Source organism: Acinetobacter sp. Colony158, from assembly GCF_019264745.1.
Taxonomy (GTDB): domain Bacteria; phylum Pseudomonadota; class Gammaproteobacteria; order Pseudomonadales; family Moraxellaceae; genus Acinetobacter; species Acinetobacter ursingii.
Genome location: NZ_CP078523.1, coordinates 731774 through 756996, shown reverse-complemented (window position 1 = coordinate 756996; position 25223 = coordinate 731774). Strand labels below are relative to the sequence as shown.

Here is a 25223-nt window from a genome sequence, read left to right as displayed (position 1 = left end):
TTTGGAAAAATATTCGTATCGCAATCTTACTCTTGATTTTATTGGTGGTGCTAATCAATAACTGGCGTGATCAGAATCAAAACTGGAATCGGCCAATTGTGGTGTTATTGCATCCAGTGAATGCAGATGGTCACGCCTCTACATCACAATATATCCAACACCTCCAGTTGAGCCAGTTTGTCGAAGTAAAAAGCTATTTAGAACAACAGTCTGCCAATTATCGACAGCCCATTTTCGTGATCATGAAACTAGGGCGAACCTTAACTGCCAAACCACCACGAGTTCCCGAAGAATCACCCATTTTAAACGTAATGTGGTGGAGTCTCAAATTTAGGTTTTATGCGTGGCGACAACGAAAATCTGAAGATCAGCATGCATCTGTGACCTTATATCTGAACTATTATGATCCTCAATACATCAATCAACTTAAGCATTCCACTGCTTTGGAAAAAGGTCGAATTGGATCAGTTAATTTATTTGCATCAAAAAAACAAGATTCACAAAATAATATTGTCCTGACACATGAATTACTACATGCATTTGGAGCAACAGATAAGTACGATTTACAAACAGGGCAACCGATTTATCCAATCGGTTATGCCAAGCCTGAACAGCAACCTCGCTATCCGCAAAAACAGGCTGAACTGATGGCGGGGAAAATTCCTGTTTCAGATCATGAAAATAAAATGCCTGAACACTTAAACCAAACCATATTGAATCATTTAACTGCTCAGGAAGTAGGGTGGTTAAAATAGATGTAAGTCTTCGTCTAATTAAAAGATTAAAAACATTATTTTTCATTTTATTTTTACATAAATTGATGTTTTTAAATAGATATTGACATTTATACTGAAAGACTGATAATTTGAATAAATAAATAACTTGTGATCTAAATCACATTTAAAACAAAATCAATATCCATATATTTAACCAAGAATCATCCATTTTCAAAACAGACATCGGGGGCAGATATGATCGATTGTCAAGACTATCAATTTTATAAAACCTTATTGGAATCCACCCGTGCTATCCCGTGGAAAATTGATTGGCGAACCAAAGAGTTCAGCTATATTGGGCCACAAATTGAAAGCGTTTTGGGATGGCCTCAAGATAGTTGGAAAACTGCACAGGACTGGATAGATCGCATTCATGAAGAAGACCGTGAAAAAACGGTATCTTATTGTGTCAATCTCTCCAATCAGGGGACAGATCATGAAGCAGATTATCGCGCGTTAACGCCAAGTGGTGACTACATCTGGATTCGGGATGTGGTTTATGCCGAGATAGAGGAAGGGGAAACTGTCGCGATTATTGGTTTTATGTTCGATATTTCTGAACGTAAAAAATTGGAGCTGGAACTAGAATCACTGAATCAAAAAAATCAGCAGTTGCTATTACTAGATGCATTGACAGGTGTTGCTAATCGCAAAGCCTTAAGTGAACAAATTGAATATGAATTTAGCCGTTCACTCCGTTACCAGCGTCCTTTGTCAGTCTTGTTTATCGATGTCGATTTTTTTAAGGATTATAATGATCGTTATGGCCATCTTCAGGGCGATGTGTGCCTTATCACGATTGCAGGTCAGTTGAGGAATATGTTTAGCCGTGCTTCTGATTTCGTAGCGCGCTTTGGTGGAGAGGAGTTTGTGATTCTTCTACCTGAAACCTGCTTACAAGATGCGATTCAAATGGCTGAAAAATGTCGTTGTCAGATTTTTGAGCTGAATATTCCAAGTAAAGCAGAAAATATTTTTTCCAAAGTTACGGTGAGTATTGGTGTAAATACACTGGATACAGAAAAAAACTATTTGGATGCGACGACTTTTTTAAAGTCGGCAGACGAACTGCTGTATTTGGCGAAATCTCAAGGACGTAATCAGGTGCAATATATTCAGTAATATGTGAACCGATTTGCAGAGAAAGTTTTCATGTGTAAGAATAATATAAAATATCAAATGTAAGAATAATATAAAATATCAAAGTAGATGCATATTTTATACAGAATTCTGACTAATAATCATACAATATAATACGATACATTCATGATAAATAAGAGAGTAAAAATATGAAAACTGTTGGTAACGATATAATTACAGAAGAATTACAGCAACAAAGAAAATGGTATATAGCATGCGGTATCATGCTGATTATATTTGGCATTATTCTATTTGGATCATTGGTATTAGCAACGCTTTCAGTGGTTTATTTATTTGGCGTACTCATCATGATTGGTGGTGTGATTCATATCGTTGCAGGATTTAAATTATTTAAAGGGATTGGCAGTTGGTTATGGGCATTATTTGGGATACTGTATTTTGTTGCTGGCTATTATATTTTTAAAGCGCCCATCACAACAGCCGTCATCCTGACTAATTTATTGGCTTTCGCTTTAATTGTCGCTGGTATTTTTCGTTTTATTAATGCCTTTGTCATCAAACCTGTAGCAGGGTGGGGATGGACGTTGATTTCAGGTATTTTAACATTTATTACCGGGGTTATTATTTTGACTTCGCCTGATGCGCCATTTTGGGTGCTTGGTTTGTTTTTGGCAGTAGATATTCTATTTCAAGGGATTAATTATTTGAGTTTAGCTTCTGCGATAAAACATTTGCCGCATAGCTCAACTACAACCTCTTAAGTTTGATCAAAGCCTAAAAAAACAGGTTTCACCGCAAAAGAATAGACTCTGCTACACTAGGGTCTATTCTTTTTTATATTTGGTTTTATATTTGGTCTTATGAGTTTTGAGCAGTTAATTGGTGAGTTAAATCCTCAACAGTATCGTGCCGCTACGACGGATGCACAGCATTGTCTGATATTGGCAGGTGCTGGCTGTGGTAAAACCAAAACGATCGTTGCAAGAGCTGCTCATTTAATTCATACAGGTACAGCGGCCGATCAAATCCAGATTTTGACCTTTACCCGACGTGCCGCCAGTGAAATTGTGACTCGTGTCGAGCAGCATTTGGGCGCACCTGCAAAAGGGCTGCGCGCTTCAACATTTCATACTTTTTGCATGTACTTATTGCGCCGTAATCCGCAAGCTTTTGGACTTGGACATTTCACGATTATTGATCGGGATGATCAAATGCTGATGTTTCGGTTACTGCGTGGTAAAGATAAAGACAATGTCTTACCCAAAGCAGCGCAGCTTTGTGATGTGTATTCTTATGCACGTAATACCCAATCAAAACTATCCGATGCTTTAATCAAACAACTGCCTGAAGCAATGGAGCACAAAGCTCAGATTGCAGAGTTGATGCAGGCCTATGAAGCGCGTAAACAGGAACGCCATTTTCTGGATTATGACGATATTTTGGCGATCGTGGCGGTGAATCTGCAAAACTCACCTGAACTGGTGCAGTGGGTTGCTAAATTTTGCAAAGTGCTTCTGGTTGATGAAATGCAGGATACCAATCCGCTGCAATGGGCCATTTTGCAACCTTTGATTGAGCATGTCAGCTTATTCTGTGTAGGCGATGATGCGCAGTCAATTTATGGATTTCGCGGTGCAGATTTTGAAAATATTCATCATTTTAAGGAACGTATTCCAGATGCTCAAGTGCTAACGCTTGAAGAAAATTATCGTTCTACGCAGGAAATTCTGGATATTTCTAACTGGCTTTTGGCAGATAGTCCGATTCACTATGATAAACAACTCAAAGCGCATCGTGGCCATGGTTTAAAGCCACAGTTGCATATTTTCAATAATGAATTTGAAGAAGCCAACTGGATTGCTCAGGACTTGATGGCACGTCAACAGCAGGGTGTAAACTGGAATGAGCATATGCTGCTAGTTCGCTCTGGCTTTTCAGCGCGTTATCTCGAAGGGGCTTTTATCTCTAGCAATATTCCCTATCGTTTCATTGGTGGTGTAAAACTGCTTGAATCGGCGCATGTCAAAGACGTTTTGAGTATGCTACGAGTGGTGATTAATCCACAAGATGATATCGCTTGGATGCGGTTTTTAACGCTTTGGAACGGTGTCGGTGATGTAGGAGCCAGTAAACTGGCGCATGAACTTATTGCCTTGCCAGATATTGAAGCCCGCTGTGAACGCTTGGAGCGTCACGGTAAAGTAGCAACATCGGCAATTTTAATTTTAAAACAACTGGATGTACTGCAACAACATGTTGAAGCTTCAATTGCGTTGGCATTGGAGGCCTTATCTGAGCAGTTAGAGCAAAACTATAAAACACAGGATTGGTCGCGTCGCGTCAAAGATTTTGATCTGGTCAAGCAATTGGGACGTAAGCACGGTGCATTGTCCGAATTTTTGGAAGAATATGTGTTAGAACCAATTTCTGTGTCTGAAATTGAACGCGCAGGTGATCAGGACTTGGTGACGATCATTACCATTCATTCAGCCAAAGGCGCTGAACAGAAAGTTTGTTATGTACCGCATGTTTCTCCCAACTCTTATCCGCATGCGCGGGCGCAGGGCGATTTTGACGAAGTAGAAGAAGAGCGCCGTGTCCTTTATGTTGCTCTAACCCGTGCTGAAAATGAGTTGATTATTACCAAGCAAAACTATAATACGTGGGCACAAGATCAATACGATGAACAAGGTCGTAAAATTGAGAGTTATTTTCTGAATGATTTACCGCAAACACTGGTAAAGGCAGAAATTCATCAAATCGTTCCTAGATTTCCACAAAAAACGCAAGTTCGGCAGAAACGATTTAGTTTTGGGATCGATCTCGATTAAACTGTTTCATATATTCAAAATTTCAATGCGTAATTCACGCTGTCTAAAAGGTTAAATCATGAAAATCCTCGTCCGTAATCTCGAACGTTCCATTACTGAACAGGAACTGCTCGAGTTGTTTCAACCTTTTGGGCAAGTAGAGTCCTGTGTATTGGTCCTAGATCCAGCCTCAGGTAAATCCAAAGGTTTTGGTTTTGTAGAAATGCCACATGCGCGTGAAGCGATTAAAGCAATCAAGGGTTTGAATACCTTTAAAGTTAAGGGTGCTGGGATTCGAGTCAAAGCAGCAGAGACCTGATAATTTTTTAAATTTTTATTGTTTGGCGCATGTCTTTTCGATTTGAAAAAGTTGTCGAATTGCCCCATATCCAGTTAAGCTAATGTATAGCATTCGTTGAGTTCAGTTAAGGAAAAATCATGTCTCGTGTTGCTCGTTATCATGCCGATCGTACCAATCAAAAGTTGTATTTTGCACGTCTGGCGTGTCAACAAGCCGAGCAAATTGAACACGTACAACAGGCACAAGCGTATCGAGAAACCGCAGTGTTTCATTTACACGGTGCAGTGCTGGCTTTTTTACAGGAGCTAGTACGTTACTATCGCTTAACAGATATGCAACCGACCCTAAAGTCAATTGAAGATAAAATGGCAGAGAAAGGACAGGTTTCACCAGAAGTCCTTGTTCTTCAGCAACTCGCGAAAGATGGCTTTATTGCTGAACTTAAACGCGCTTATCGGATGTGTCAATACGCACCTGAACCCACTGAGCCAACGCCAGAAGAAGAAACGTCTTCACACTTGATCATCAAAGTCACGCAAGGCCCGCAATCATGGTTGCCTGATGTCAAAATTCTACGCGAATGGCATCGTGAATTAAGTCATTTGATTGATGGCTTTCGCAATGAAATGGTGGAATTTTAATCCCAATTCCTATAGAGAACTTGAAATCTGCTACAAGAGTTCCTATATATAAATCTCATATAGCGCAAAGTGCAGTTGCTCTTTGCCACCATGTTGAACATGGAGGATTTATGTCTATTCAACAGTTGAAAGAATTATTTGGTAGCCAGGAAGCCATTCTGGAACTGGTTCAACTTGAAGGTGGTGAATTGGCACTGCGAAATGCTGATTCAGAACAGGAACCTTTGGTTAAGATTCAGTTTAATGATGAAGTCAAAGCACTTCTTGGAGACCAAACTCCTATGGTTGCCCAGCATATGATTCAGGCTGCGTTATTTGGTTTGTTGGAAAAACAAATGAATCAATGGCAGGCTGAGGTAGTGGATGAACAACCCCAACATTTAAGCTAAAAAAGCGTACCCAGAGTACGCTTTTTTTTGGTTGTTTTGATCAGCTTTAATGGTTGCTGGTAGTTGTATGATGTGCCAATTCAATTTGATGCAAAATATGCTGACTCATATTCTTCGCCATTTCTTCTTTGGCATAGAACACTAATCCGACATTATCCTGCCGAATGACCTCAGCTTCTTCATGACTTTCGGCACAGCAAAGCACTTCAATTCGAGGATTCAGTTGTTTGGCAATATCAACAATGCGATGAATATCAATAATATCCATGGGTGATAATACCAATAACCGCGCATGCATGATATGTGCCTGAATCAACACACTTGGCTCCGTGGCTTCACCACTTACCGCTGGAATGCCTTTCTTACGCAGATTTTCGACTATTTCACGATTTTCTTCTGCGATCACCACACGAATATCCTGTTCCATCAAGGTTTTGGTGATTCGTCGCCCAACCTCACCATAACCCACCATGACCACCTGATCACGTAAATAGTCTTGATCGACTTCATCTGGCAACATGGCCAATGGATCGCCACTACGTTCCAGTAAACGTGCTAAATGTGAACGTTCACGGATCCAGCGCTGAATGGGTTCAATGGCTGAAAAAACAAATGAATTCAGCGTAATGGAAAATAGAGCGCCTGCTAAAATCAGGTTTTGTGCATCTAGTGTTAGTAATCCTAATGAGACACCGAGGGTAGCCAAAATAAAAGAAAACTCACCAATTTGAGCCAAACTCGCGCCAACAGTCAGAGCTGTATTAATCGGATAACGGAAGAATAACACCAGTGCCATAGCCGCCAGTGTTTTCCCGACCATAATAATCGCGATTACCGCCAAAATATGTAAGGGTTGTTCGACCAAAATCCGTGGGTCAAAGAGCATGCCGACAGAGACGAAAAACAGAATTGAAAAAATTTCACGTAAAGGTAGTGTTTCTTCTTCAGCCCGATGACTAAAATCAGACTCTTTAACCACCATTCCTGCAAAGAACGCTCCCAGTGCCATGGAAACCCCAAAAATGGCATAAGAGCCATAGGCGATGGATACCGCTGCGGCAACAACGGTAAGCGTGAATAACTCACGTGAACCTAAGCGCGCCACGAATTGCATAATCATCGGTACGAGACGTTTACCAATAATCAGCATAAAGGCAATAAAGCCAGCCACTTTAAGTAAGGTAATGCCTAATGTGATCCATATACTCTGATCCGTTGCGGCATGTGCTAATGGTTTGCCGCCCAGTAAGACGGCTGTGGCAGGTAATAACACCAATACGAGTACCATCACCAAGTCTTCGACCAGCAGCCAGCCAACGGCAATTTTGCCATTGACTGAATCTAATAAACCACGATCGCCTAAAGCCTTGAGTAATACCACGGTACTTGCACAAGAAAGACTCAAACCAAACACGAGGGCTGAGCCAAAACTCCAGCCCCACCACATGGAAACCCCCACACCAAGCAAAGTCGCTACAGCAATCTGCAAAATCGCACCTGGTAGCGCAATACGACGTACCTGAAGTAAGTCACTCAGGGAAAAATGCATTCCCACACCAAACATGAGAAACATCACACCAAGTTCAGCAAGCTGATTGGCGAGTGCCATATCTGCCACGATACCAGGTGTATTGGGACTGATGATAATGCCCGCGATGAGATAACCAATCAATGGAGGAAGGCGTAGACGTGCGGCGATATAACCAAAAATCAGGGCAATACCAAATCCGACAGCGAGTAATATAATCAGATCTACGTCATGTGGCACTCGGTACTCCTTAAGCTTGAAGTAAAGTAAATAAGCATAATTAATGCCAATCTTAAAATGATGAAAAGTTTAACAAGCTGCGTAAAAAGAATGCAAAAAAAAACGACTTCATTTGAAGTCGTTTTTTAAAGAATCTAAAATTATTTGATTTTAGCTTCTTTGAAGATGACGTGTTGACGGATTTTTGGATCAAATTTTTTGATTTCCATTTTTTCCGGCATAGTACGTTTGTTCTTAGTGGTAGTGTAGAAATAACCTGTACCAGCTGAAGAAACTAGGCGAATCTTGTCACGCATTGCAAGGACTCCTTAGATCTTTTGGCCTTGAGCACGAAGATCAGCAACAACCTTTTCAATGCCCAATTTGTCGATAATACGCATACCTTTAGTGGTTAAACGAAGACGTACAAAACGTTTTTCGCTTTCTAACCAGAAACGGTGGTGGTGCAGGTTCGGCTCGAACCGGCGCTTGGTTTTGTTGTTGGCGTGTGAGACGTTGTTACCAACGACTGGACGCTTGCCGGTAACTTGGCAAACCTTAGACATGGTGGAACTCCATTGATTTAGCCAACAGCAAATCTGTGGCCAGTCATACAAATAAACAGATTGAATTTATTCAAGGGGCGTTTTATACCAAAAATACGATTAAAAGACAAGCGAATTTGGTAAAAACGCAGCATGATCTGGTGTGATAGATCATGCCTTGATCATCCTAACGTAGAAGCGTTTTGTAAAGTAATCTGTGAATCGGCTTATTAAATGGTGGCAGAATATATTTTAAGCTATACAGCTTAGGATTCGACATCATTGACCGTCCATGAGACAGATTGAAAAAACCTTCTGGACCGTGATATTTACCCATTCCAGATGCACCGACACCACCAAAAGGAAGGTCGTCCTGCGCAACGTGAGTTAACACGGTATTTTGACCAAAATGTCCCGAATGTGTACGTTCGGCGACATAATCGGCACGTGATTGATCAAAGTCGAAATAGTATAGCGCAAGTGGGCGAGGACGGCGATTAATAAACTCAATCACATCCTCGATATGATCATATTCAAAGATCGGTAAAATTGGACCAAAGATCTCATTTTTCATGATCTCCATTTCTGTGGTTACACCTGTTAATAAGGTAGGTGCAATTTTACGAACATCTTCTAGCTGTTCTTGTTCTGGATTAATTTCAATGATTCGGGCACCTTGAGTGCGGGCATCTTCCAGATAGTTTTGCAAACGATTATACTGTTTATCATTGATAATCGACGTATAGTCTTGATTATCATGATAATAAGGATACATCCCTTTCACAATAGTTTTAAAGTTTTCAATAAACTCGGCTGCACGACCTTTGGGTAAAAATAAATAGTCTGGTGCAACACAGGTTTGACCTGCATTCCAGAGTTTTCCAACAGCGAGACGTTGTGCGGCATCTTTCATGTCCATGGATGGGTGGATAATGGCAGGAGATTTTCCACCGAGCTCTAAGATCACTGGAACTAGATTTTCAGCCGCCGCCGCCATCACAGTTTTACCCACACTGGTTGAGCCAGTGAAAATAATTTTGTCGAAAGGCAAATGGCTAAAAGCATCAGAAATTGCACCCCCCCCATTAATCACTGTTACAAGTTCTTGCGGAAAGGCTTCAGAAAGCGCGTTTTCCAAGACTTGTCCAAAGTGCGCCGAGGCACTTGAAATTTTGATCATGGCATGATTACCCGCTGCCAGTGCACAGATGAGTGGCCCGACAGAAAGGAGTAAAGGGTAGTTCCAAGGTGCAATAATACCCACAACACCGAGCGGTTGATATTGAACCCAAGCTTTGGCGGGTTGGTGAATCAGACTGACATGACGTTTGGATGGCTTCATCCATTCGGTCAAATGCTTGCTATAATATCCTACCTGTTCAATACAAGTGAGTAACTCGCCAATTTTGGTTTCGCCTACAGAACGATTACCATAATCGGCATTAATGGCTTCAACCATCTGATCCTGATATTTGACTAAAACCTGTTTGAGTCGGGCTAATCTATCAATACGATCTTTTGCTGTTGGAACAGGATAACGCTGGTATGCTAGCTTTTGATGTTCCAAAATCTCTTTGAGATGTTGGACATTAAATGAATGAGGAGTCATCGACATTGTTTTTGTTTGACTGTTCATGACACGCTTCCATAACTAAAATTTGCGATATATAGTAATTTTTAGAGTAAATACTCTAAATAGTCAAGCTGGTTTATGTGTCCGCGTTTTAACTTTTTGAATTTAGGTACGGTTATTAAATAATGTCTCTCAGTAAAACAGTCAAAACCAAAGATCGTATTTTGCAAATCAGTTTGCAATTATTCAATGAGCGCGGTGAACGCTCAGTGACCACCAATCATATTGCTGCCGAGCTTGGGATCAGTCCTGGCAATCTGTATTATCACTTCCGCAATAAACAGGAAATCATTAAAGAACTGGCAGAACAGTACCAGCATGAAACATTAAAGATGCTGGCATTGCCAGATGACCGTCTGGTCAATGCCAATGATAAAATCCGTTATTTTCAGGTCTTGAGTAATCAGCTTTGGGCTTATCGTTTTTTGCATCGCGATGTTTATCATTTAGTTGAAAGTAATGATGACTTCAAAAAGATTTATCCGCGATTCGCAGGCAAGGTGATGCAGCAGGGACAAAAAATCTATCAGGCATTTGTGGATGCAGGTCTGATGAAAATGACCAATTCAGAAATTGAAGCATTGGTCATTAATCTGTGGATCGTGTTAACCAACTGGACCAATTTCCTTTATATGTCAGGACATATCAGTGACAGTAGTCACCTAGAAGAAAAATGGATTTGGCAAGCCTTGCGTCAGATGGTGTTTTTAGAAGGACCATATTTGATGGGGGAAAGCCGTCAAACCTATGAAAGCTTACTTGAAAGTTTTGGTAGTTCAGAGCTGTTTGCAAGTTTATCTGCAAAAAACCAGTAATTTAGGGCGTTGCAAGGATGGGTTCAATCTTGTCAATTGAAACTGTTTCAGTCTCTTGCAAAAAAGCGCTAGAATACTCGGCTTATTTTTTAAAATTGACTTATAAGTGATATTAATCAAATGAACACGACCACCGCCAATACAGCACGTTTACTTATCACCTGTGAAGACAAACCGGGCATCGTGCAAGCTGTATCGAGCTTTTTGTATCATCAGGGAGCAAATATTACCGCACTTGATCAATACGCCACAGAAGCTCAGGGCGGACGTTATTTTATGCGTGTGGAATTTGAGCTGGAGCATTTACAAAGCCGTAAAGATACATTGATTCAGACTTTTGCGGCAAACGTCGCTGAGCGCTACAACATGCAATGGCGTTTGGCCTTTGTCAATGAACTGAAAAAAGTCGGGATTTTAGTTTCTAAAGTGGATCATGCCCTACTTGAGCTCTTATGGCGACATGCCCGCGGTGGTCTGGCTTGTGAAATTACTAAAGTGGTGTCAAATCACGAAGATTTACGTGAAGCGGTGGAAAACTTTGGTATTCCATTCGAAGTTGTACCTGTGAATAAAGAAAATAAACGCGAAGCATATGCGCAAATTGATGAACTCATGCAAGGCAATGATTTATTAGTGTTAGCGCGTTATATGCAAATTCTGGATGAAGAGTTTGTAAGACATTGGGAAATGAAAGTGATTAATATCCATCATTCCTTCCTTCCAGCATTTGTGGGTGCAAATCCATATAAACAAGCTTATGAAAAAGGCGTTAAATTGATTGGTGCAACGGCACATTATGTGACGGCTGATTTGGATCAAGGACCGATCATTGAACAAGACGTAGAACGCGTGAGCCATGATTTTACTGTAGAACAGTTGCGCGAACTTGGACAGGATGTGGAACGTAATGTCTTGGCAAGAGCTGTTAAATGGCATCTGGAAGACCGTATTATTGTCGATGGAAATAAGACGGTAGTGTTTCAATAATTAAGTCGTAGATTTAAGCATGCCAAAGCGCATGCTTTTTTATCCAGAGTAAGTGTTATGATATATCATAATAATTATTTCCGATCACGATTTAAATTTATGAAGAAATTTTCTATACTTAAATTTATAATTTATCTATATGAAATATAAATAATTTTATTGTGGTAGTTACAGTTCTATAAAATAACGGTTGCAAATGAAAACACTTCTCATTTATTATTGCGTTACTTTAATTGTTTGAACCGATGAGCTAAATCGTTCCAACATATTGTTACGGACATTTGGTTTTCAACAAGGTAATTAGATTCACATGAGTCAATCTCCTGCAATAACTTTGAATTCTACTCCTCCGAATTCTCCTCATCCGATGAAAAAAAAGGTCATCGCTGCACTGGTTGCGGTTGTGATTGGTCATGCGGGAGTGTTATGGGCGGTGAGTCATCTTAAAACTCCTGAGCTCAAACCGATTGAGAAACAACCGTTAAACGTTCGGTTTGTTAAAATTCAGGCGCCACCTCCATTACCTCCTAAGCCAAAGGCTGAACCGAAGAAAGAACAGCCAAAACCGAAAAAAGAGGTGAAAGAGGTCAAGGTGGTAGAAAAAGTTGCACCACCACCAAAAAAAGTGGAAAAAGTGCAGCAGGTAAAAAAAGCAGAAACCCCTAAAGAGGTCGTTAAAGCTGAACCTAAGGTTGACATGAAACCATTAACGACCACCACGACAGTGACTGAAAAAGTGGTTGAAAAGGCAAAACCTGCTCCTCAGCCTGCGGCAGAACCGCAGCGCGATCCATCGCCAAAAAGCGTATCGATTGGGGGGTCAGGTGTACAGTGGAGTCGCTCTCCACGTCCTTCATATACTAATCGTGATCTACAAGGCGAAACCCGCACTGTAGTGGTCATGATTGAAGCAGATGAAAGTGGCAAAATCACCAATGCGCGTGTGACGCGTAGTAGTGGTGTTGCGTCACTTGATGACAAGATTTTACGCGCAGTGCGCAGTGCAAAATTCAAACCGTATAAAGAAAATGGTGTGGCTTACCCAATTCGGGCAGAACAACCATTTGAATTAACATTGAATCCTAACGGCTAACATTTTCAGGAGTTCGAGTATGAACTTTTCAGTTTATTGGCAACATGCAGATGCAGTCAGCAAAACACTGTATTTTGTGCTTTTGGCAATGTCGATTGCAACCTGGACGATTTTCATCTTGCGTTTGATGGGAACCCGCCAATTAAAACAACAAGCTTATGCTCAACTGTCTAAAGCATTATCTAGCTTAAAAGCAAAATTTATACATTTGCCATTTGATCAGCGTAAGGCGGTAGCGGAACAAGCGTTACTACGTCAAATTTCTGCTGAAAAATCTAATGCAGAAAAAGGTGTGGCAGTTTTGGGTACTATTGCTTCGATTGCACCTTTCGTTGGCTTGTTTGGTACAGTATGGGGTATTTTCCATGCTTTGGTTGCCGTCGGTAAAAGTGGTCAGGCAGGTTTGGCTCAGGTTGCCACCCCAGTCGGTGAAGCATTGATTATGACGGGTTTGGGTTTGGCTGTTGCGATCCCAGCGGTACTGGCTTACAACATTTGTGTGCGTTTTAATCGTGGTTTAGCGCATGATTTACAGGATCAGGCACATAGCTTGTTGATCGACACCATGTTATTACAAGACTCTACAGAAGCAAAAGCAGACGTGAAAGCAACTTCACAAAGCTATGTTGGAGGTCAGGCTTAATGGCTTTTCAATTGGGTGAAGACCACGACAGTGGCATGAATGAGATGAACCTCATTCCGTTAATTGACATTATGTTGGTATTGATGATCATTTTCCTTGTCACCGCGACGGTCGCCAACCCATCAGTGCCATTAACGCTACCAAAAACAACGGCTGAAATTCAGCCACCTCCCGATAAACCGATTACGATTAGCATCAACGCTAATGGTGATATCGCGTGGGGACAAGAAAGCATTACGCTGGATGAACTACAAAAACGTTTTAATGAAGCAGGTCAATCCGCTCAAAAGCCAACTGTTCAATTACGTGCAGATAAAGAATCACGTTATGATACGGTGGCGCAAGTTATGTCACGTGCGAGTGAAGCCGGACTCAGTGATATTGCCTTTGTGAGCGAAAACTGATTTTTAGTCATGCTGTAAAAAAAGCAACTCAGGTGAGTTGCTTTTTTTATCTCAAAATTTTATTCACTCAGTTTTTAGTAAATCTTGAAACTTTCCTCTAAGCTTTGACAGCTTGGGCGGGATTGCAAAGTTACAATAGCCCTGTGACGGATTTTTGGCATAAAAGTTTTGATGATAATCTTCTGCTGGATAGAAAGTTGGTACAGGACTGAGTTCGGTAACAATATCGATACCTTCCTGCTTTAACTCTGCAATAAATTGCTCAGCTTGCTGTTTCTGGGTTTCATCAAAATAATAAATAACAGAGCGATATTGAGTGCCAACATCATTTCCTTGACGATTCAGTGTAGTTGGATCATGTGTGGCAAAAAACACATGAAGCAATTGTGTATAGCTAACCTGTTGTTCATCGAAGTCAATTAAAATCACTTCTGCATGCTGGGTTTGCCCCGTACACACAGCTTCGTAGCTAGGGTTGGGAATGTCTCCACCTGCATAACCGCTAACGACTTTAATGACACCCTGAATTTGCAAAAATACCGCTTCGGTACACCAAAAGCATCCTCCACCAAATAAAGCTTGCTGCATATCCTGATCCCTTTCTTTATTGCTCATCACTTAATACTATAGTGTTAGCACAATTTATTCATAAAATTAAATGTATTGGTCTGAATCATGCGTTTATGTATCTGCCTTTTTAAAGGCAATGAGGGTTTGTCCATTTTGATCAAATAAGACCAGTAGTTGTGAACTGGCACGATAACTCGTAACTTTTGCCAATGCTTGTTGATATTGAGTGGCGGTAAGACTATTTGCATCTGGACACATCATTTTGGTACTTGCGATTTCACCAAAGCTTAAATGGTCATCTGCTGTGTTAAAACTGCCCATAATCTGGTTGCAGCCATCTGAACCACTAAAACGTTTAGAGCTTGAATCAAACTGGATTTGGGGTGTTTTTTCAGAAGATTCCACCTGAAAACCATTAATTTCGGTAGCGACCCAGTGTTGCTGATATAACAGCGTAGGTTGCTGAGATTGAGATGAGGCGCTGGGTGTTGCTTTGGCTACAGATGCAGTGGGCGCTGAAGTGGTAGCGGCACAACCTGTGATGGTCAGGCAAGAAATAAGACCTGTTGAAATTATCCAATGCTTGAGCATGAAAATAACCCTTTATATACGGACGCAATTGCTAGATATAAGAGCAAAAAAACACTCAAAACGCAGTGAAAAAACGTGAAATTGTGTAGTTAATTTTTAGTGTACTCTCACATTATCTTCACAATTTAGTGAGCCTGTTGATTGGGCTGTGGCAAGCCTTCACGGATGGCCGCGGAAAAGTTGGCACTGTTTTTATATTTAAATGTTTCGTACTCGGTTGCGCGTGCATTGATATATGCCATTTGATACCACTCAGGTACCGTATAGCGATGACTGAGCACGTTCAAATCATAAAGATAATTGGGTAAATAACCAGACACGATTAGACGATAATCTTTCGGCAATTCATTTGGATTGATGGCTTGCACCATATCAAACACCAGTGTGGTGCAATTACTGGTCAGCGTATTATACCAGCGTGCTTCTTTTTGAAGTTCATCGACTGTTTTTAAATATTCATTAAACAGCGCTTTAGCCTGTGTATTGGTCATCTTGATTGGAAATAAATAGACTTGCTCTTTACGCACATTACTACGTGTATAAATAATATCTTTTTCATCCGCTGCAACCAGACTCAGTTCAAACTGTCTAAAAAAACCGCCGACTGCTGAAAAGTTCTCGTTCTTTTCCTTACGAATTTCAATAGAAAAGACCAGAGGGGCTTGATCACTAAAATTAAAACTGACTAAGGTATGGGCAATTTGTGGACCCATCCAGTAAGAAGTTACAATATTAACCCCACTAATTTTATCCAGATTTAGATGTCGGGTTTCCCAGCGTTCGGTATAACTTCCATCAGGTTTCCAGTCAAAGTTGCGAATATTGTGCAAGGTGACCAAATTCCCTGTACGTTCATAGGATAAAATTTTAGCGACTTCAGGATTCCAGTCACGATTTTGTAAGGCTGGGATTGAAAAGTACCAGATTAGTACCGCAATAAAAGCCACCAAATAAATCGCCAAATCGACCCGTCGGCTAATCAAGTGTTGAGTGACATAAATCCCTAAAATACTTAGGGCAAAAACGATCCAGACGCCAATCAGCACACGACTGAAAAGCCAGCCCAAGGGTTGCTGAATCCAGATGGCCATGCATACCCATATACTGGAAAAAATAATAAATAATCCAAAGGCTGTTAGAATCAGTCCTTTGCCTAAAGCGGTTAAAAATTCTTTTTTTCCAATGTGCTGCATAAGTTTGCGCTAATTCTATTGTTATGTACTATTTATGATAAGTTGCGAATTCAAAAGCAATACCAGTTTTGTCATCAGTATGTTGTTCACTGGCTATCTTGTTAAAACTGACTGGAATGGCAGGGTAATGCGCATCTCCCTGTACATCGAGTTCAACATGAGTAAGTTCCAGACGATCAGCAATCTCAAGAGTCTGACTAAAAATTTCACCGCCACCTATAATGAATAGCGCGGTTTGATTGGATTGTTTTGCATCTTGTGCTGCACCGATTAAAGCCGCTTCGATACTATGAGCTACTTTGGTTCCATCAAAGTGCCAACTAGGATCACGGGTAATTACCCAATTGACACGGTTGGGCAAGGTGCGACCCATCGATTCAAGGGTTTTACGCCCCATGATCACGATGCCGCCTTGTGTAATTTCCTTAAAATGCTTCAAGTCAGCGGAAATATGCCACGGCAAAGCATTGCCTTTACCAATGCATTGTTGCTGATCCATAGCGACCACATGGACCACTTCTAGGTCTTGAAAAGCCATTGTGAAATTCCTTAACCTTATACTGCGACAGGGGCTTTAATTGCAGGATGCGATTGATAATCTACAATCTCAATATCTTCAAATTTAAAATTAAAAAGATCATGAATGTCTGGATTTAATTTTAATTGACATAACGCCAGTGGTTCACGAGTAAGTTGCAACTGTGCTTGTTCAAAATGATTGGCATAGAGATGAGTATCACCGCCTGTCCAGACAAAATCACCAACGCCTAATCCACAGACTTGCGCAATCATATGGGTGAGCAAAGCATAACTGGCAATGTTAAATGGCACACCTAAAAATACATCGGCGCTGCGCTGGTAAAGCTGACAGGAAAGTTTGCCATCTTGAACAAAAAACTGGAACAAAGTATGGCAGGGTGGTAATGCAACCTGTCCCGCTTCATTGGGGTTCCAACCAGATACAATCAGACGACGAGAATTTGGATTGGTTTTAATTTCATTGATGAGCCATTTGATTTGATCAAAGCCATCAGAGTTGTAACTACCATCTGCTTTTTTAGTTGCGCCAAAGTTACGCCATTGATGACCATACACTGGACCAAGCTCACCTTCAGGGCGACCGAAACGAGCCGTTTGTTCAGCGGTCGACCACTCATCCCAAATGCTGACTTTATTGTCTTTGAGATATTGGACGTTGGTATCGCCTTTTAAAAACCATAAGAGTTCAATCACAATCGAACGGAAATGGACTTTCTTGGTGGTGAGTAAAGGGAAACCTTTAGATAAATCAAAACGCATTTGATGACCGAATACTGAACGTGTTCCTGTCCCTGTACGGTCACCTTTGTCACCGCCATTGTCGAGGATATGTTGTAAAAGATCTAAATACGCGCGCATGATGCTCTCTAATCTGGATGGATATTGGTCGGTTCATTACCGATCAAATATTAAAAAATCGATGCTAAATCTTAACTGCTTTTACGCAGAATGAACAGCACAGCAGATCTCATCACGTTTTAACGTGGTGCGCGATTTTGATAAATCGAAACGATAAATAAACCTAAAGCACTGAAGCCGATGACCTGTATGGCTAAGATCCATTGATGTGACTGAGGCAAAAAAGAAAAGAGGGTAATAAGAGCAATAATGGGAAGTACAAAACCAATGATTGAAAACCCTTCTGCATAGGGGTTATCGGATGGAAGACATCTTATTTTTTGCTGTAAAAAATGATGGATCATTCCAAGTAACAGACTCATGACAACAAAAAGAGTTGGTAATTTCTCAATGTTTGAACTGAGGTAAATGATGACACACGTGGCAATGCAAATCCCCAGTTTGATACCACGGGTACAACGCTCAGAATACCAAAAATCTAACATGTTAATGATCTTTCGATGAGTTGATCGGTGGCGCTTTAAGTAAAAACTGAGGAGAAAAGACAAAGACTGCAAGTGCCATAAAAGCAATGCCCTGAATACCCCACCACATCAAATTATTCATGGTTTTCATAAAAAGAAGAGTCAATAACAGGGCGATTGGAATCCATGTCAATAAACGATAAAGCAAGCCAGTTGGATTGTTTTGAGCAAAATGTTGTTTTAAATAGCGACAGATTAAAAAAATGATACCCGTTCCAGCAAACATTAAAATCACGTCTAAAGGCAATGGATGATAACGATATAAGCCAAGTGCAATCAGTAGCGTAATGATCAAAATCAAAAATTTTTTCGAACGCGAAATATCAGAACTAAACCAGAATTCAAGCATATTGATTAGATCAGAATGGAAACCCTGAAAATGTAACATACAAATCTATCACTGGAAGGTCGAATCAATAAAAAGAGAGGGTTTTGATTGGTGGGGTTGATAATATTTTTTGTTATATGTATTTGATAAATAAAACTATTTTATAAATGAGAGTGATCGGCTTAGATTTAAAATTGTTTAAATAATTTTGTATCGTTTCGCTGCCTTGATGAAAATTTTTTGAATTTTCGGTTTGATGAGCAACCAAACCGAAAATAAGGTTGACTTTAAAAATCAGGTTGAACGATTTTTTAAAGGACCCCAATCATAAATTTTACGTTGATAAGCGTACCAAAGCATCCAGAGACCAATCAAAATCATCGGGACAGTTAAAATCTGACCTTTGGTCATCCAGCCCAATAAAATGAAGCCTTGATCAGCGTCGGGCTCACGGAAAAACTCCATGCTAAAACGAGCGATGCCATAGCCAATCAGGAACAACGCAGAAACAGCCATGCGTGGACGAGGCTTACTACTAAACCACCACAGCACTAAAAATAGAATAAGACCTTCACAGACGGCTTGATAAATTTGCGATGGATGACGGACCAGATGCAAGGGATCTGTTGGAAAAATCATGCCAAATGGATAATTCGGATCCTGAACGGCACGACCATATAATTCTCCACCGATAAAATTACCAATACGACCGAACATCAAGCCTGTCGGAACACAGGGCGCAATAAAGTCCAGTGTTTCAAACCAAGTTTTTTGGTATTTGCGGCACCAGAGAATCATGGCAAGCATGACCCCGATAAACCCCCCGTGAAAACTCATGCCACCTGTCCAGACCTGAAACAGCCAGATTGGGTTCGCCAGAAACTTGCCAAACTCATAAAACAGCACATAGCCAATACGCCCACCCAGTACCACGCCAAGCGCTCCATAGAACACAAGATCGGAAACCATGTCGGCTGTCCAGCCATCACGTTGTTTAGCACGATAAGAAGCAAGTCCCCAAGCGCATAAAAAAGCCAAGAGATACATTAGCCCATACCAATGGACTTTCAATGGCCCGAGCGACAGTGCAACAGGGTCAATATTCGGGTAGGTCAGCATTCCTATTCCTTGATTTTTTATCTTCGTGAGATTTTAACGGAATAAAAGAAAAATGTTGTACATTCAATGTGTAAAAGATGACGAGAAAAAATTCATGTGTATTGTCGCATTGGCTTGGCAAGTTTTACAACAGACACCGATCTGCTTATTATCAAATCGGGATGAGTTTTATGCACGCCCCACGATTCAATTACATCTGTGGGAAAACATGCCGATTATTGCAGGACAAGATCTACAGTCAGGTGGCACGTGGATGGGCGTGACTGCTTCAGGACGTTGGGCGATTGTCACAAATTTTCGTGATGGTCAGGATAAAAAAACGTATGACACATCGAGAGGTGCATTGGTCGAAGATTTCTTGTTGTCTGATTTAACGCCGATACGTTTTGCCCAACAGCTTGAGCAAAAACAGCAACAATATGCAGGTTTTAATTTATTTATGGGAGATCAAGCTCAGGCGGTTTATATGAGTAATCGCGGGGAAGCCCCACAAGTATTAGCCAAAGGTGTGTACGTCGTTTCTAATGGTTTAATGTCAGAGCATTGGGAAAAAACAGCGCATCTGCGTAAACGGTTTACACAAGAGTTTTTACCGATGTTGCAAGACAATGCGAATCAAGATGATATTGAAAATGCAGCGTGGGATATTTTAGAGGATGAACGGAAGGTGATTCCTGAGCTTTTACCCGCAACTGGAATAAGCCCTGAAATGGAACAACTTTTATCGTCTACATTTATTCAAAGCCCTATATACGGCACACGTTGTTCTAATTTTTTAAACATGAGAAATCAACAATGGAATTGGCTAGAAAAAACACAGTGGGGCGATTTCAAAGATCAAATCATAGATTTGAATATTCCCTTAAACAAACAAAGCTGACCGAAGTCAGCTTTGTTTGAAATCACTGAAATTATTTTTTAACAACAGAAGGTGCGATTGGATCTGCGGTAATGTAACCCACTGATGCAGCAAAGCCATTGTTATAGTTTTTATTGATGGCATCAGTCAGCACTTTTTGGTCATTTTCACTTAAACCAGTACGTACACCTGTTTTGCTATCTACTTTATAGAAACGATCCCATTCATCGCCCGCATGCTGGAAGTTACTCATGATATATGTCCAGCCATTGACGTTATCAACTGCATGTAAACCTGTTGATTCTGCGCCTGCTGGTGCTGAAAGTAATCGAATCAACTGTTTAGTATCGACATTATATGCCCACAAGAAGTTATTAAGGTGATTACCACTATCTTCACCAATAAACAACGTACGCAATGTTTCTGAATATTTGAGGTTATCTGGGCTTGCGATATTGTTTGGATCAGCTGTATTGCCTAGATTATCCATGCTGGTATCAACACCCATAATCAGCATATGGCTTTGTTTTGCTGCCCAGCTACTATTGATGACTGCACCAGTACTATCCACTTGACCTGATGCGAGATCATGCGCCAATACACCGCCCGCTTTGATGGTTTTGCTAAAGGATACGTTATTGCTTTCAACCCATCCAGAAGCTCCTTTCACCATAGAGTCTTGAATGTTGGCCAGTGCAGAATAGCCAACTTTGTCTTTGATATTGACTGTGGTGCCTTCCATTTTTGTAAAGGCCATACTTGCACCTTTGAGTGCAGCATAACGATGTGTTTCAAGGAAAGCAGCAGCAAGTTGAATTTCTGCATCCGTAAAGCCGTTGTTGGCAGCTTTAAGTTTGACCCAAAGTTTTTTCTTGGCAAGAACAATCTGGGTATAACTTGCATCATTTGGATCAGTGGTTAAACTTTCCATAATGTTTTCAGGTTTAATACCACGAACATTAACCAAATCTTCAATGGTTTTACTGTTGGTTGATCCCAGTTTAATCCATTGAATACGCGCTGTTGTTGATTCGGTTAATACATCCAGATATTTGGCGACATAGAGTGTTCCCGCAGATAAATCTTTTTCTTTATCTGCCACGAACATAAAGAAACCGCCATTGGTATAGTCATCGCCCATAATCGCAGTACGATTATCTGGCATCACTTGAATCAATTCATGTGAAATACGACCTAAACAGAAATGTTTTTTTGCTGTACCTGAACCGTCTTTATTCACCACAATTTCTGGTAAATGCCCATAGTTATAAGGGTTTGCTTTTGAGGCATCGCCAAAATAATATGTCCCGATACCATCTGCACTTGGGCCACCAATCCCTTGTTTAAATGCATCTGGTTCATATTCTTCGCTAGAAAGGTGGGTATTCCACGGAGAAAGACTCGCACCACAGGTAATCCACAAGCCATGAACTTTGGACATATCCACGTTAAAATATTTTTTAAGCGTTAAATGGCCTGTTTTTTGATCTTGGTCAAGCGTCAAAATAGCGATAGGCGATGGCAGTTGACCATACATGCTGGTTCCTGCCAAATTTTTAGTCGTGTATTCAAATTGAACCACATGGAACACAGGATTGGTAACGCCTGCAACAGAAGCGCCTTCAATTTGGATCAAAGATGAGCCATCTGGACAGTCAGAGAAAAATTGGCGCTCTGAACCTGCAACAGACGTATCTTTGATTGGGTTGCCATTGACATCAAAATAACCACCAGCAACGATCGTACCGCCATTTAAAGCAGGAACGCTTTCACCTGTTTTAAAAAATGAGCTGTATCCAAGTTGATAGTCTGTTTTTGAGCCATCATCCCAAGAGATACTTAATTTTGAACCGACAGACGTGGTTGCCATTGCTGCTGGATCAGCCAATGTCGGCGCTGTCATTGGGGTAAACGTTGCATTTTTAAAATTAGCAGGTTTAACTGGTGTTGTAGAGCTGTCATTATCACTGTCATTGCAGCCAGCTAATGTTGCCGCAGTTGCCATTGCCCCCAATGGTAAAAAAGGAATTCCGCTGAACCATTTTAGTAAATCACGACGGGTAGGATGATTGCTTGCCGATGTCATAATAAATCCATAACGTTTGTGGGTATATTTGTGGCATTGATTCTAGGCAACTTAGATGACATTTTTTTTACGGTTTTAAGTCAATTTAAAGACAATATTTTTTGTAAAATCAAATAATTAATTTTATAAAAATAAAGCCTGAATATATTGAATATTCAAGCTTTAAAAGATGTTGTTGTTTTTAATTTTAAAGTTTTAATGTGCTGGTTTTTCTAGTAGTTTTCCAAAAAACAATCCCATCTCAAATAATAGCCACATCGGGACAGCGAGCATCACCATCGAAATAGCATCTGGTGGAGTAATAAACATGGAAATGAAGAAACAGCCGACAATAATAAAACGTCGTTTTTCAGCAAGGCTTTGAGTGCTCACCACGCCAATCAAAATGAGGAGTAAAGTCACAATAGGAATTTCAAAAGTAAAACCAAATACCAGAAATAATTTAAGACAGAACTCAAGATAACTATTGATATCGGTCATTGGGGCGACTGTTTCAGGTGAAACGCTAATGAAAAAATGTAAAATAGCAGGCAGGGTGATGAAATAAGCAAAGGCAATGCCTGCAAAAAACAAAACGATACTGCCCACAAGTAAAGGCAATGCCAAATATCGCTCTCTGGCGTACAGTGCAGGTTTAATGAATAACCAGAGTTGATACAAAATAAACGGCATGGCGAGAACTATCGCCACAAATAAATTCAACTTAAATGGAGCCATAAATGTGGCAGTAACATCCGTTGCAATCATAGAGGATGATGCAGGCAACTGCATGCGCAAAGGTTCAGATAGCCATTGATAGGTATAATTACGAAACGGAAGTAAGCAAAAAAATAAAAACAGCGTTACTCCCACGATTCTAAATAAATGCTTGCGTAATACCACCAAATGATTGGTCAATGGCATTTGCTCAAGTGTTTCGGCTGCTGTATTGAGCGTATTTGAGGGTAGCTGGTTCATACGGCAATCTTCAGTTCAATAGGGGCGGTCGGTTGCAATGTGGTGTGTAGACCATCAACCGTCTTTTCTTTTTGCTGCCAGTTTTTAAAGGGAACATAGCTTGCGGTTGAAATAAATGAATACACTCGAACAATTTTTTGTTGTTCCTGATGATTTTGAGGCGTTTGTTCTAATTCGGAAAGTTTTCTCTTTTCTATTTCTTCCAGTTGAGATTGTACTTTGCGTTCGAGTGCTTCAATGCGGTTTAACTCATCCTGCATTTCTTTACGAAATTCAGAAATTTTGAGTTCACGGTCAATTTCATTTTGAATATTGCTGATATGACGTTTAATTCTGGCATACCACCGCCCTGCAAAACGTGCCGCTTCAGGCAGTTTGTCAGGTCCCAAAACCAGTATGGCGATGACTGCAAAACACAGAATTTCGGTCATTCCAATATTCAACATGAGGGACGTTCCTTAGCCTTTTACAGATGATACAGGTTCAGAATTTTTCACATCTGCATCGATCGTTTTAGGTTGATTAAGCGCAGACTTTTCTTCGTCTTCACGAATTGACTTTTTAAAGTCTTTGACTGCACCACCCACATCTTTACCCAAATTTTTAAGTTTTGAGGTACCAAATAAAAGCACCACGACAATCAAGAAAATCACTACATGCCAAATCGATAAGCCTGCCATTTTTGTATCCTCCAAAAGTTTGTGGATATTTCAACAGTCTGTAGTGACAGTGCAGTGACAGAAATATTTCATTTTTAAGACAATTCAATTTTAGCTTTAGAAAAATGCTAGTATTCCACGTGATGATTGAAACCTTATTTTAGAGCGTGTTGTGAATCTTATTCTCCCACTGATCGCCTTTGTTGTTGGATGGATACTGGCTCAAACGCAATTCGCTGTTGGTCTCAAACCTGCATTTGCGACCTTATTGGCCCGTGTCTTTATTCCGATTGTGATTATTTACAATATGGTGTTTTATCAGACGGGTAGTTTAAGTCTGATGCTCTTTAGTTTCGTCTCCGCAGTTTTGCTGTATGCGTTGTTTATGCAATGCTTTAAAGATCGGTTAGGCGCATTATGCTTTAGCTATGTCAATATGGCGTGGCTGGGTTTTCCATTCGCGATTGCTTTATTTGGTACTCAAATCAGTCCTGCTATGGTGGCTTTATATATTGGCGGGTCTATTTTTGGCAATATTTGGGCAGTCACTGCGGTGTCTTCGGAGCCGCAAGCAAAATCGATCATTGTAAAAAAAGTAATGCAATCTCCACCTTTTGTGGCTTTGGTTCTAGCTGGATTATTTAGGTTGATGGGGCTGCAAAATATCCAAGAAACCTATTGGATTGATCACGTTTATAGTGCCAGTAAGATCGGAATGACCTTTGCAGGAATGTGTGTATTGGGCATGTGGTTACGACGAACCAAAGTCAGTGTGGATGATTTAAAACGAAGTAGCATGATTTTAGCGCTTAAAATCATTTGTGGTATAGCATTGTGTAGTATTGCTTATTTCTATCTAGCGATTCCACATGTTCAGCAGTATATTGGTGTCATGTTTTTATTGTTTTGTTTACCGCCTGCGGCAAATATTGTGGCGCTTGAAACGCATTATCAGGGCACTGGAGTTTCAGCGAAGTATATTGCGTCGGGTACGATTGTCAGTTGTGTGGTGATTGCAGTTTATGGAATGTTGCTGCATTTTTATTTTTAAATC

General features: G+C 40.5%; 30 protein-coding genes. 14 read left to right on the top strand and 16 right to left on the bottom strand.

The window, feature by feature from the left end; all coding sequences use genetic code 11:
* The 7 genes from JR005_RS02915 to JR005_RS02885 all read left to right on the top strand — a co-directional run.
* Positions 1–755: hypothetical protein (locus JR005_RS02915; protein WP_218665526.1), on the top strand; the 755-nt coding region annotated here is incomplete at its 5' end.
* A gap of 216 nt (positions 756–971) precedes the next feature.
* On the top strand, positions 972–1898 hold the full coding sequence (locus JR005_RS02910; RefSeq protein WP_004991372.1) for a sensor domain-containing diguanylate cyclase: 927 nt from the start codon (positions 972–974) through the stop codon (positions 1896–1898).
* A gap of 167 nt (positions 1899–2065) precedes the next feature.
* Complete coding sequence (locus JR005_RS02905) at positions 2066–2638, top strand: HdeD family acid-resistance protein (protein ID WP_218665525.1); 573 nt, start codon at positions 2066–2068, stop codon at positions 2636–2638.
* 99 nt (positions 2639–2737) lie between these two features.
* On the top strand, positions 2738–4708 hold the full coding sequence (locus JR005_RS02900; RefSeq protein ID WP_218665524.1) for an ATP-dependent helicase: 1971 nt from the start codon (positions 2738–2740) through the stop codon (positions 4706–4708).
* A 58-nt stretch (positions 4709–4766) separates the two neighbouring features.
* Positions 4767–5006 carry an RNA recognition motif domain-containing protein gene (locus tag JR005_RS02895; RefSeq protein ID WP_004991365.1) on the top strand — a complete coding sequence of 80 codons (240 nt, stop codon included), beginning with the start codon at positions 4767–4769 and terminating at the stop codon, positions 5004–5006.
* A gap of 119 nt (positions 5007–5125) precedes the next feature.
* On the top strand, positions 5126–5629 hold the full coding sequence (locus JR005_RS02890; protein ID WP_004991364.1) for a DUF6586 family protein: 504 nt from the start codon (positions 5126–5128) through the stop codon (positions 5627–5629).
* Between the two features lie 110 nt (positions 5630–5739).
* A complete protein-coding gene (locus tag JR005_RS02885; protein WP_004991363.1) occupies positions 5740–6018 on the top strand; it encodes a hypothetical protein in 279 nt (92 codons plus the stop codon).
* 46 nt (positions 6019–6064) lie between these two features.
* Here the strand turns inward: JR005_RS02885 and JR005_RS02880 are convergent, their stop codons facing one another.
* The 4 genes from JR005_RS02880 to JR005_RS02865 all read right to left on the bottom strand — a co-directional run bounded on the left by JR005_RS02880 (position 6065) and on the right by JR005_RS02865 (position 9946).
* Complete coding sequence (locus tag JR005_RS02880; protein ID WP_004993987.1) at positions 6065–7786, bottom strand: cation:proton antiporter; 1722 nt, start codon at positions 7784–7786, stop codon at positions 6065–6067.
* Positions 7787–7926: 140 nt separating this feature from the next.
* Positions 7927–8082: a 50S ribosomal protein L33 gene (gene rpmG / locus JR005_RS02875; RefSeq protein ID WP_001205031.1), complete on the bottom strand. Its 156-nt coding sequence runs from the start codon at positions 8080–8082 to the stop codon at positions 7927–7929.
* Positions 8083–8094: 12 nt separating this feature from the next.
* Entirely contained in the window at positions 8095–8331 is a 237-nt protein-coding gene (gene rpmB / locus JR005_RS02870) for a 50S ribosomal protein L28 (RefSeq protein WP_000048256.1), read from the bottom strand.
* Between the two features lie 166 nt (positions 8332–8497).
* Positions 8498–9946: a coniferyl aldehyde dehydrogenase gene (locus JR005_RS02865; RefSeq protein WP_005001359.1), complete on the bottom strand. Its 1449-nt coding sequence runs from the start codon at positions 9944–9946 to the stop codon at positions 8498–8500.
* A 122-nt stretch (positions 9947–10068) separates the two neighbouring features.
* Between JR005_RS02865 and JR005_RS02860 the strand changes: the two genes are divergently transcribed.
* From JR005_RS02860 to JR005_RS02840, 5 genes are all read left to right on the top strand, one after another.
* A complete protein-coding gene (locus JR005_RS02860; RefSeq protein ID WP_005001360.1) occupies positions 10069–10758 on the top strand; it encodes a TetR/AcrR family transcriptional regulator in 690 nt (229 codons plus the stop codon).
* 120 nt (positions 10759–10878) lie between these two features.
* Entirely contained in the window at positions 10879–11745 is an 867-nt protein-coding gene (gene purU, locus JR005_RS02855) for a formyltetrahydrofolate deformylase (protein WP_004991356.1), read from the top strand.
* Positions 11746–12055: 310 nt separating this feature from the next.
* Positions 12056–12838, top strand: coding sequence for an energy transducer TonB family protein (locus JR005_RS02850; protein WP_004991354.1), 783 nt, complete (start codon positions 12056–12058; stop codon positions 12836–12838).
* A 19-nt stretch (positions 12839–12857) separates the two neighbouring features.
* Positions 12858–13481 (top strand): MotA/TolQ/ExbB proton channel family protein, encoded by a 624-nt coding sequence (locus tag JR005_RS02845; RefSeq protein WP_004991352.1) that lies wholly within the window; start codon positions 12858–12860, stop codon positions 13479–13481.
* Positions 13481–13885 (top strand): ExbD/TolR family protein, encoded by a 405-nt coding sequence (locus JR005_RS02840; protein ID WP_004993982.1) that lies wholly within the window; start codon positions 13481–13483, stop codon positions 13883–13885. The genes JR005_RS02845 and JR005_RS02840 overlap by 1 nt, the downstream gene beginning before the upstream one ends.
* 63 nt (positions 13886–13948) lie before the next feature.
* Here the strand turns inward: JR005_RS02840 and msrA are convergent, their stop codons facing one another.
* The 8 genes from msrA to lgt form a co-directional block, all read right to left on the bottom strand.
* Complete coding sequence (gene msrA / locus JR005_RS02835) at positions 13949–14473, bottom strand: peptide-methionine (S)-S-oxide reductase MsrA (protein WP_151724277.1); 525 nt, start codon at positions 14471–14473, stop codon at positions 13949–13951.
* A 93-nt stretch (positions 14474–14566) separates the two neighbouring features.
* Positions 14567–15046: an META domain-containing protein gene (locus JR005_RS02830; RefSeq protein ID WP_004993979.1), complete on the bottom strand. Its 480-nt coding sequence runs from the start codon at positions 15044–15046 to the stop codon at positions 14567–14569.
* A 125-nt stretch (positions 15047–15171) separates the two neighbouring features.
* Positions 15172–16239 (bottom strand): DUF4105 domain-containing protein, encoded by a 1068-nt coding sequence (locus JR005_RS02825; protein WP_218665523.1) that lies wholly within the window; start codon positions 16237–16239, stop codon positions 15172–15174.
* 28 nt (positions 16240–16267) lie between these two features.
* The gene (locus JR005_RS02820) at positions 16268–16777 is read right to left on the bottom strand and encodes a dihydrofolate reductase (RefSeq protein ID WP_004991347.1); all 510 of its coding nucleotides are present in this window, start codon (positions 16775–16777) and stop codon (positions 16268–16270) included.
* A 17-nt stretch (positions 16778–16794) separates the two neighbouring features.
* Positions 16795–17637, bottom strand: a complete 843-nt coding sequence (thyA, locus tag JR005_RS02815; RefSeq protein ID WP_119686123.1) for a thymidylate synthase — start codon at positions 17635–17637, stop codon at positions 16795–16797.
* Positions 17638–17756: 119 nt separating this feature from the next.
* On the bottom strand, positions 17757–18122 hold the full coding sequence (locus JR005_RS02810; RefSeq protein ID WP_218665522.1) for a hypothetical protein: 366 nt from the start codon (positions 18120–18122) through the stop codon (positions 17757–17759).
* A 1-nt stretch (position 18123) separates the two neighbouring features.
* Positions 18124–18510, bottom strand: a complete 387-nt coding sequence (locus JR005_RS02805) for a hypothetical protein (RefSeq protein ID WP_034699126.1) — start codon at positions 18508–18510, stop codon at positions 18124–18126.
* A gap of 273 nt (positions 18511–18783) precedes the next feature.
* Positions 18784–19608, bottom strand: a complete 825-nt coding sequence (lgt, locus tag JR005_RS02800) for a prolipoprotein diacylglyceryl transferase (RefSeq protein ID WP_218665521.1) — start codon at positions 19606–19608, stop codon at positions 18784–18786.
* Positions 19609–19702: 94 nt separating this feature from the next.
* Between lgt and JR005_RS02795 the strand changes: the two genes are divergently transcribed.
* Positions 19703–20488 carry an NRDE family protein gene (locus tag JR005_RS02795; protein ID WP_218665784.1) on the top strand — a complete coding sequence of 262 codons (786 nt, stop codon included), beginning with the start codon at positions 19703–19705 and terminating at the stop codon, positions 20486–20488.
* Between the two features lie 31 nt (positions 20489–20519).
* Here the strand turns inward: JR005_RS02795 and JR005_RS02790 are convergent, their stop codons facing one another.
* From JR005_RS02790 to tatA, 4 genes are all read right to left on the bottom strand, one after another.
* Positions 20520–22553 (bottom strand): PhoX family protein, encoded by a 2034-nt coding sequence (locus tag JR005_RS02790; protein ID WP_218665520.1) that lies wholly within the window; start codon positions 22551–22553, stop codon positions 20520–20522.
* A gap of 195 nt (positions 22554–22748) precedes the next feature.
* On the bottom strand, positions 22749–23510 hold the full coding sequence (tatC, locus tag JR005_RS02785) for a twin-arginine translocase subunit TatC (protein WP_004991337.1): 762 nt from the start codon (positions 23508–23510) through the stop codon (positions 22749–22751).
* Positions 23507–23956, bottom strand: coding sequence for a Sec-independent protein translocase protein TatB (gene tatB, locus JR005_RS02780; protein WP_005001377.1), 450 nt, complete (start codon positions 23954–23956; stop codon positions 23507–23509). The genes tatC and tatB overlap by 4 nt, the downstream gene beginning before the upstream one ends.
* A gap of 12 nt (positions 23957–23968) precedes the next feature.
* Positions 23969–24190 carry a Sec-independent protein translocase subunit TatA gene (gene tatA, locus JR005_RS02775; RefSeq protein ID WP_004991333.1) on the bottom strand — a complete coding sequence of 74 codons (222 nt, stop codon included), beginning with the start codon at positions 24188–24190 and terminating at the stop codon, positions 23969–23971.
* A gap of 151 nt (positions 24191–24341) precedes the next feature.
* Here tatA and JR005_RS02770 point away from each other — a divergent pair, with 151 nt between their 5' ends.
* A complete protein-coding gene (locus JR005_RS02770; protein ID WP_218665519.1) occupies positions 24342–25220 on the top strand; it encodes an AEC family transporter in 879 nt (292 codons plus the stop codon).
* Positions 25221–25223: the final 3 nt, after the last annotated feature.

What these genes read in the sequence shown, in the direction of transcription:
- JR005_RS02910 (WP_004991372.1), top strand. Translation starts at nt 972, where the DNA reads ATGATCGATTGTCAAGACTATCAATTTTATAAAACCTTATTGGAATCC.
- JR005_RS02905 (WP_218665525.1), top strand. Translation starts at nt 2,066, where the DNA reads ATGAAAACTGTTGGTAACGATATAATTACAGAAGAATTACAGCAACAA.
- JR005_RS02900 (WP_218665524.1), top strand. Translation starts at nt 2,738, where the DNA reads ATGAGTTTTGAGCAGTTAATTGGTGAGTTAAATCCTCAACAGTATCGT.
- JR005_RS02895 (WP_004991365.1), top strand. Translation starts at nt 4,767, where the DNA reads ATGAAAATCCTCGTCCGTAATCTCGAACGTTCCATTACTGAACAGGAA.
- JR005_RS02890 (WP_004991364.1), top strand. Translation starts at nt 5,126, where the DNA reads ATGTCTCGTGTTGCTCGTTATCATGCCGATCGTACCAATCAAAAGTTG.
- JR005_RS02885 (WP_004991363.1), top strand. Translation starts at nt 5,740, where the DNA reads ATGTCTATTCAACAGTTGAAAGAATTATTTGGTAGCCAGGAAGCCATT.
- rpmG (WP_001205031.1), bottom strand. Translation starts at nt 8,082, where the DNA reads ATGCGTGACAAGATTCGCCTAGTTTCTTCAGCTGGTACAGGTTATTTC.
- rpmB (WP_000048256.1), bottom strand. Translation starts at nt 8,331, where the DNA reads ATGTCTAAGGTTTGCCAAGTTACCGGCAAGCGTCCAGTCGTTGGTAAC.
- JR005_RS02865 (WP_005001359.1), bottom strand. Translation starts at nt 9,946, where the DNA reads ATGAACAGTCAAACAAAAACAATGTCGATGACTCCTCATTCATTTAAT.
- JR005_RS02860 (WP_005001360.1), top strand. Translation starts at nt 10,069, where the DNA reads ATGTCTCTCAGTAAAACAGTCAAAACCAAAGATCGTATTTTGCAAATC.
- purU (WP_004991356.1), top strand. Translation starts at nt 10,879, where the DNA reads ATGAACACGACCACCGCCAATACAGCACGTTTACTTATCACCTGTGAA.
- JR005_RS02850 (WP_004991354.1), top strand. Translation starts at nt 12,056, where the DNA reads ATGAGTCAATCTCCTGCAATAACTTTGAATTCTACTCCTCCGAATTCT.
- JR005_RS02845 (WP_004991352.1), top strand. Translation starts at nt 12,858, where the DNA reads ATGAACTTTTCAGTTTATTGGCAACATGCAGATGCAGTCAGCAAAACA.
- JR005_RS02840 (WP_004993982.1), top strand. Translation starts at nt 13,481, where the DNA reads ATGGCTTTTCAATTGGGTGAAGACCACGACAGTGGCATGAATGAGATG.
- msrA (WP_151724277.1), bottom strand. Translation starts at nt 14,473, where the DNA reads ATGCAGCAAGCTTTATTTGGTGGAGGATGCTTTTGGTGTACCGAAGCG.
- JR005_RS02830 (WP_004993979.1), bottom strand. Translation starts at nt 15,046, where the DNA reads ATGCTCAAGCATTGGATAATTTCAACAGGTCTTATTTCTTGCCTGACC.
- JR005_RS02825 (WP_218665523.1), bottom strand. Translation starts at nt 16,239, where the DNA reads ATGCAGCACATTGGAAAAAAAGAATTTTTAACCGCTTTAGGCAAAGGA.
- JR005_RS02820 (WP_004991347.1), bottom strand. Translation starts at nt 16,777, where the DNA reads ATGGCTTTTCAAGACCTAGAAGTGGTCCATGTGGTCGCTATGGATCAG.
- thyA (WP_119686123.1), bottom strand. Translation starts at nt 17,637, where the DNA reads ATGCGCGCGTATTTAGATCTTTTACAACATATCCTCGACAATGGCGGT.
- JR005_RS02810 (WP_218665522.1), bottom strand. Translation starts at nt 18,122, where the DNA reads ATGTTAGATTTTTGGTATTCTGAGCGTTGTACCCGTGGTATCAAACTG.
- JR005_RS02805 (WP_034699126.1), bottom strand. Translation starts at nt 18,510, where the DNA reads ATGCTTGAATTCTGGTTTAGTTCTGATATTTCGCGTTCGAAAAAATTT.
- lgt (WP_218665521.1), bottom strand. Translation starts at nt 19,608, where the DNA reads ATGCTGACCTACCCGAATATTGACCCTGTTGCACTGTCGCTCGGGCCA.
- JR005_RS02795 (WP_218665784.1), top strand. Translation starts at nt 19,703, where the DNA reads ATGTGTATTGTCGCATTGGCTTGGCAAGTTTTACAACAGACACCGATC.
- JR005_RS02790 (WP_218665520.1), bottom strand. Translation starts at nt 22,553, where the DNA reads ATGACATCGGCAAGCAATCATCCTACCCGTCGTGATTTACTAAAATGG.
- tatC (WP_004991337.1), bottom strand. Translation starts at nt 23,510, where the DNA reads ATGAACCAGCTACCCTCAAATACGCTCAATACAGCAGCCGAAACACTT.
- tatB (WP_005001377.1), bottom strand. Translation starts at nt 23,956, where the DNA reads ATGTTGAATATTGGAATGACCGAAATTCTGTGTTTTGCAGTCATCGCC.
- tatA (WP_004991333.1), bottom strand. Translation starts at nt 24,190, where the DNA reads ATGGCAGGCTTATCGATTTGGCATGTAGTGATTTTCTTGATTGTCGTG.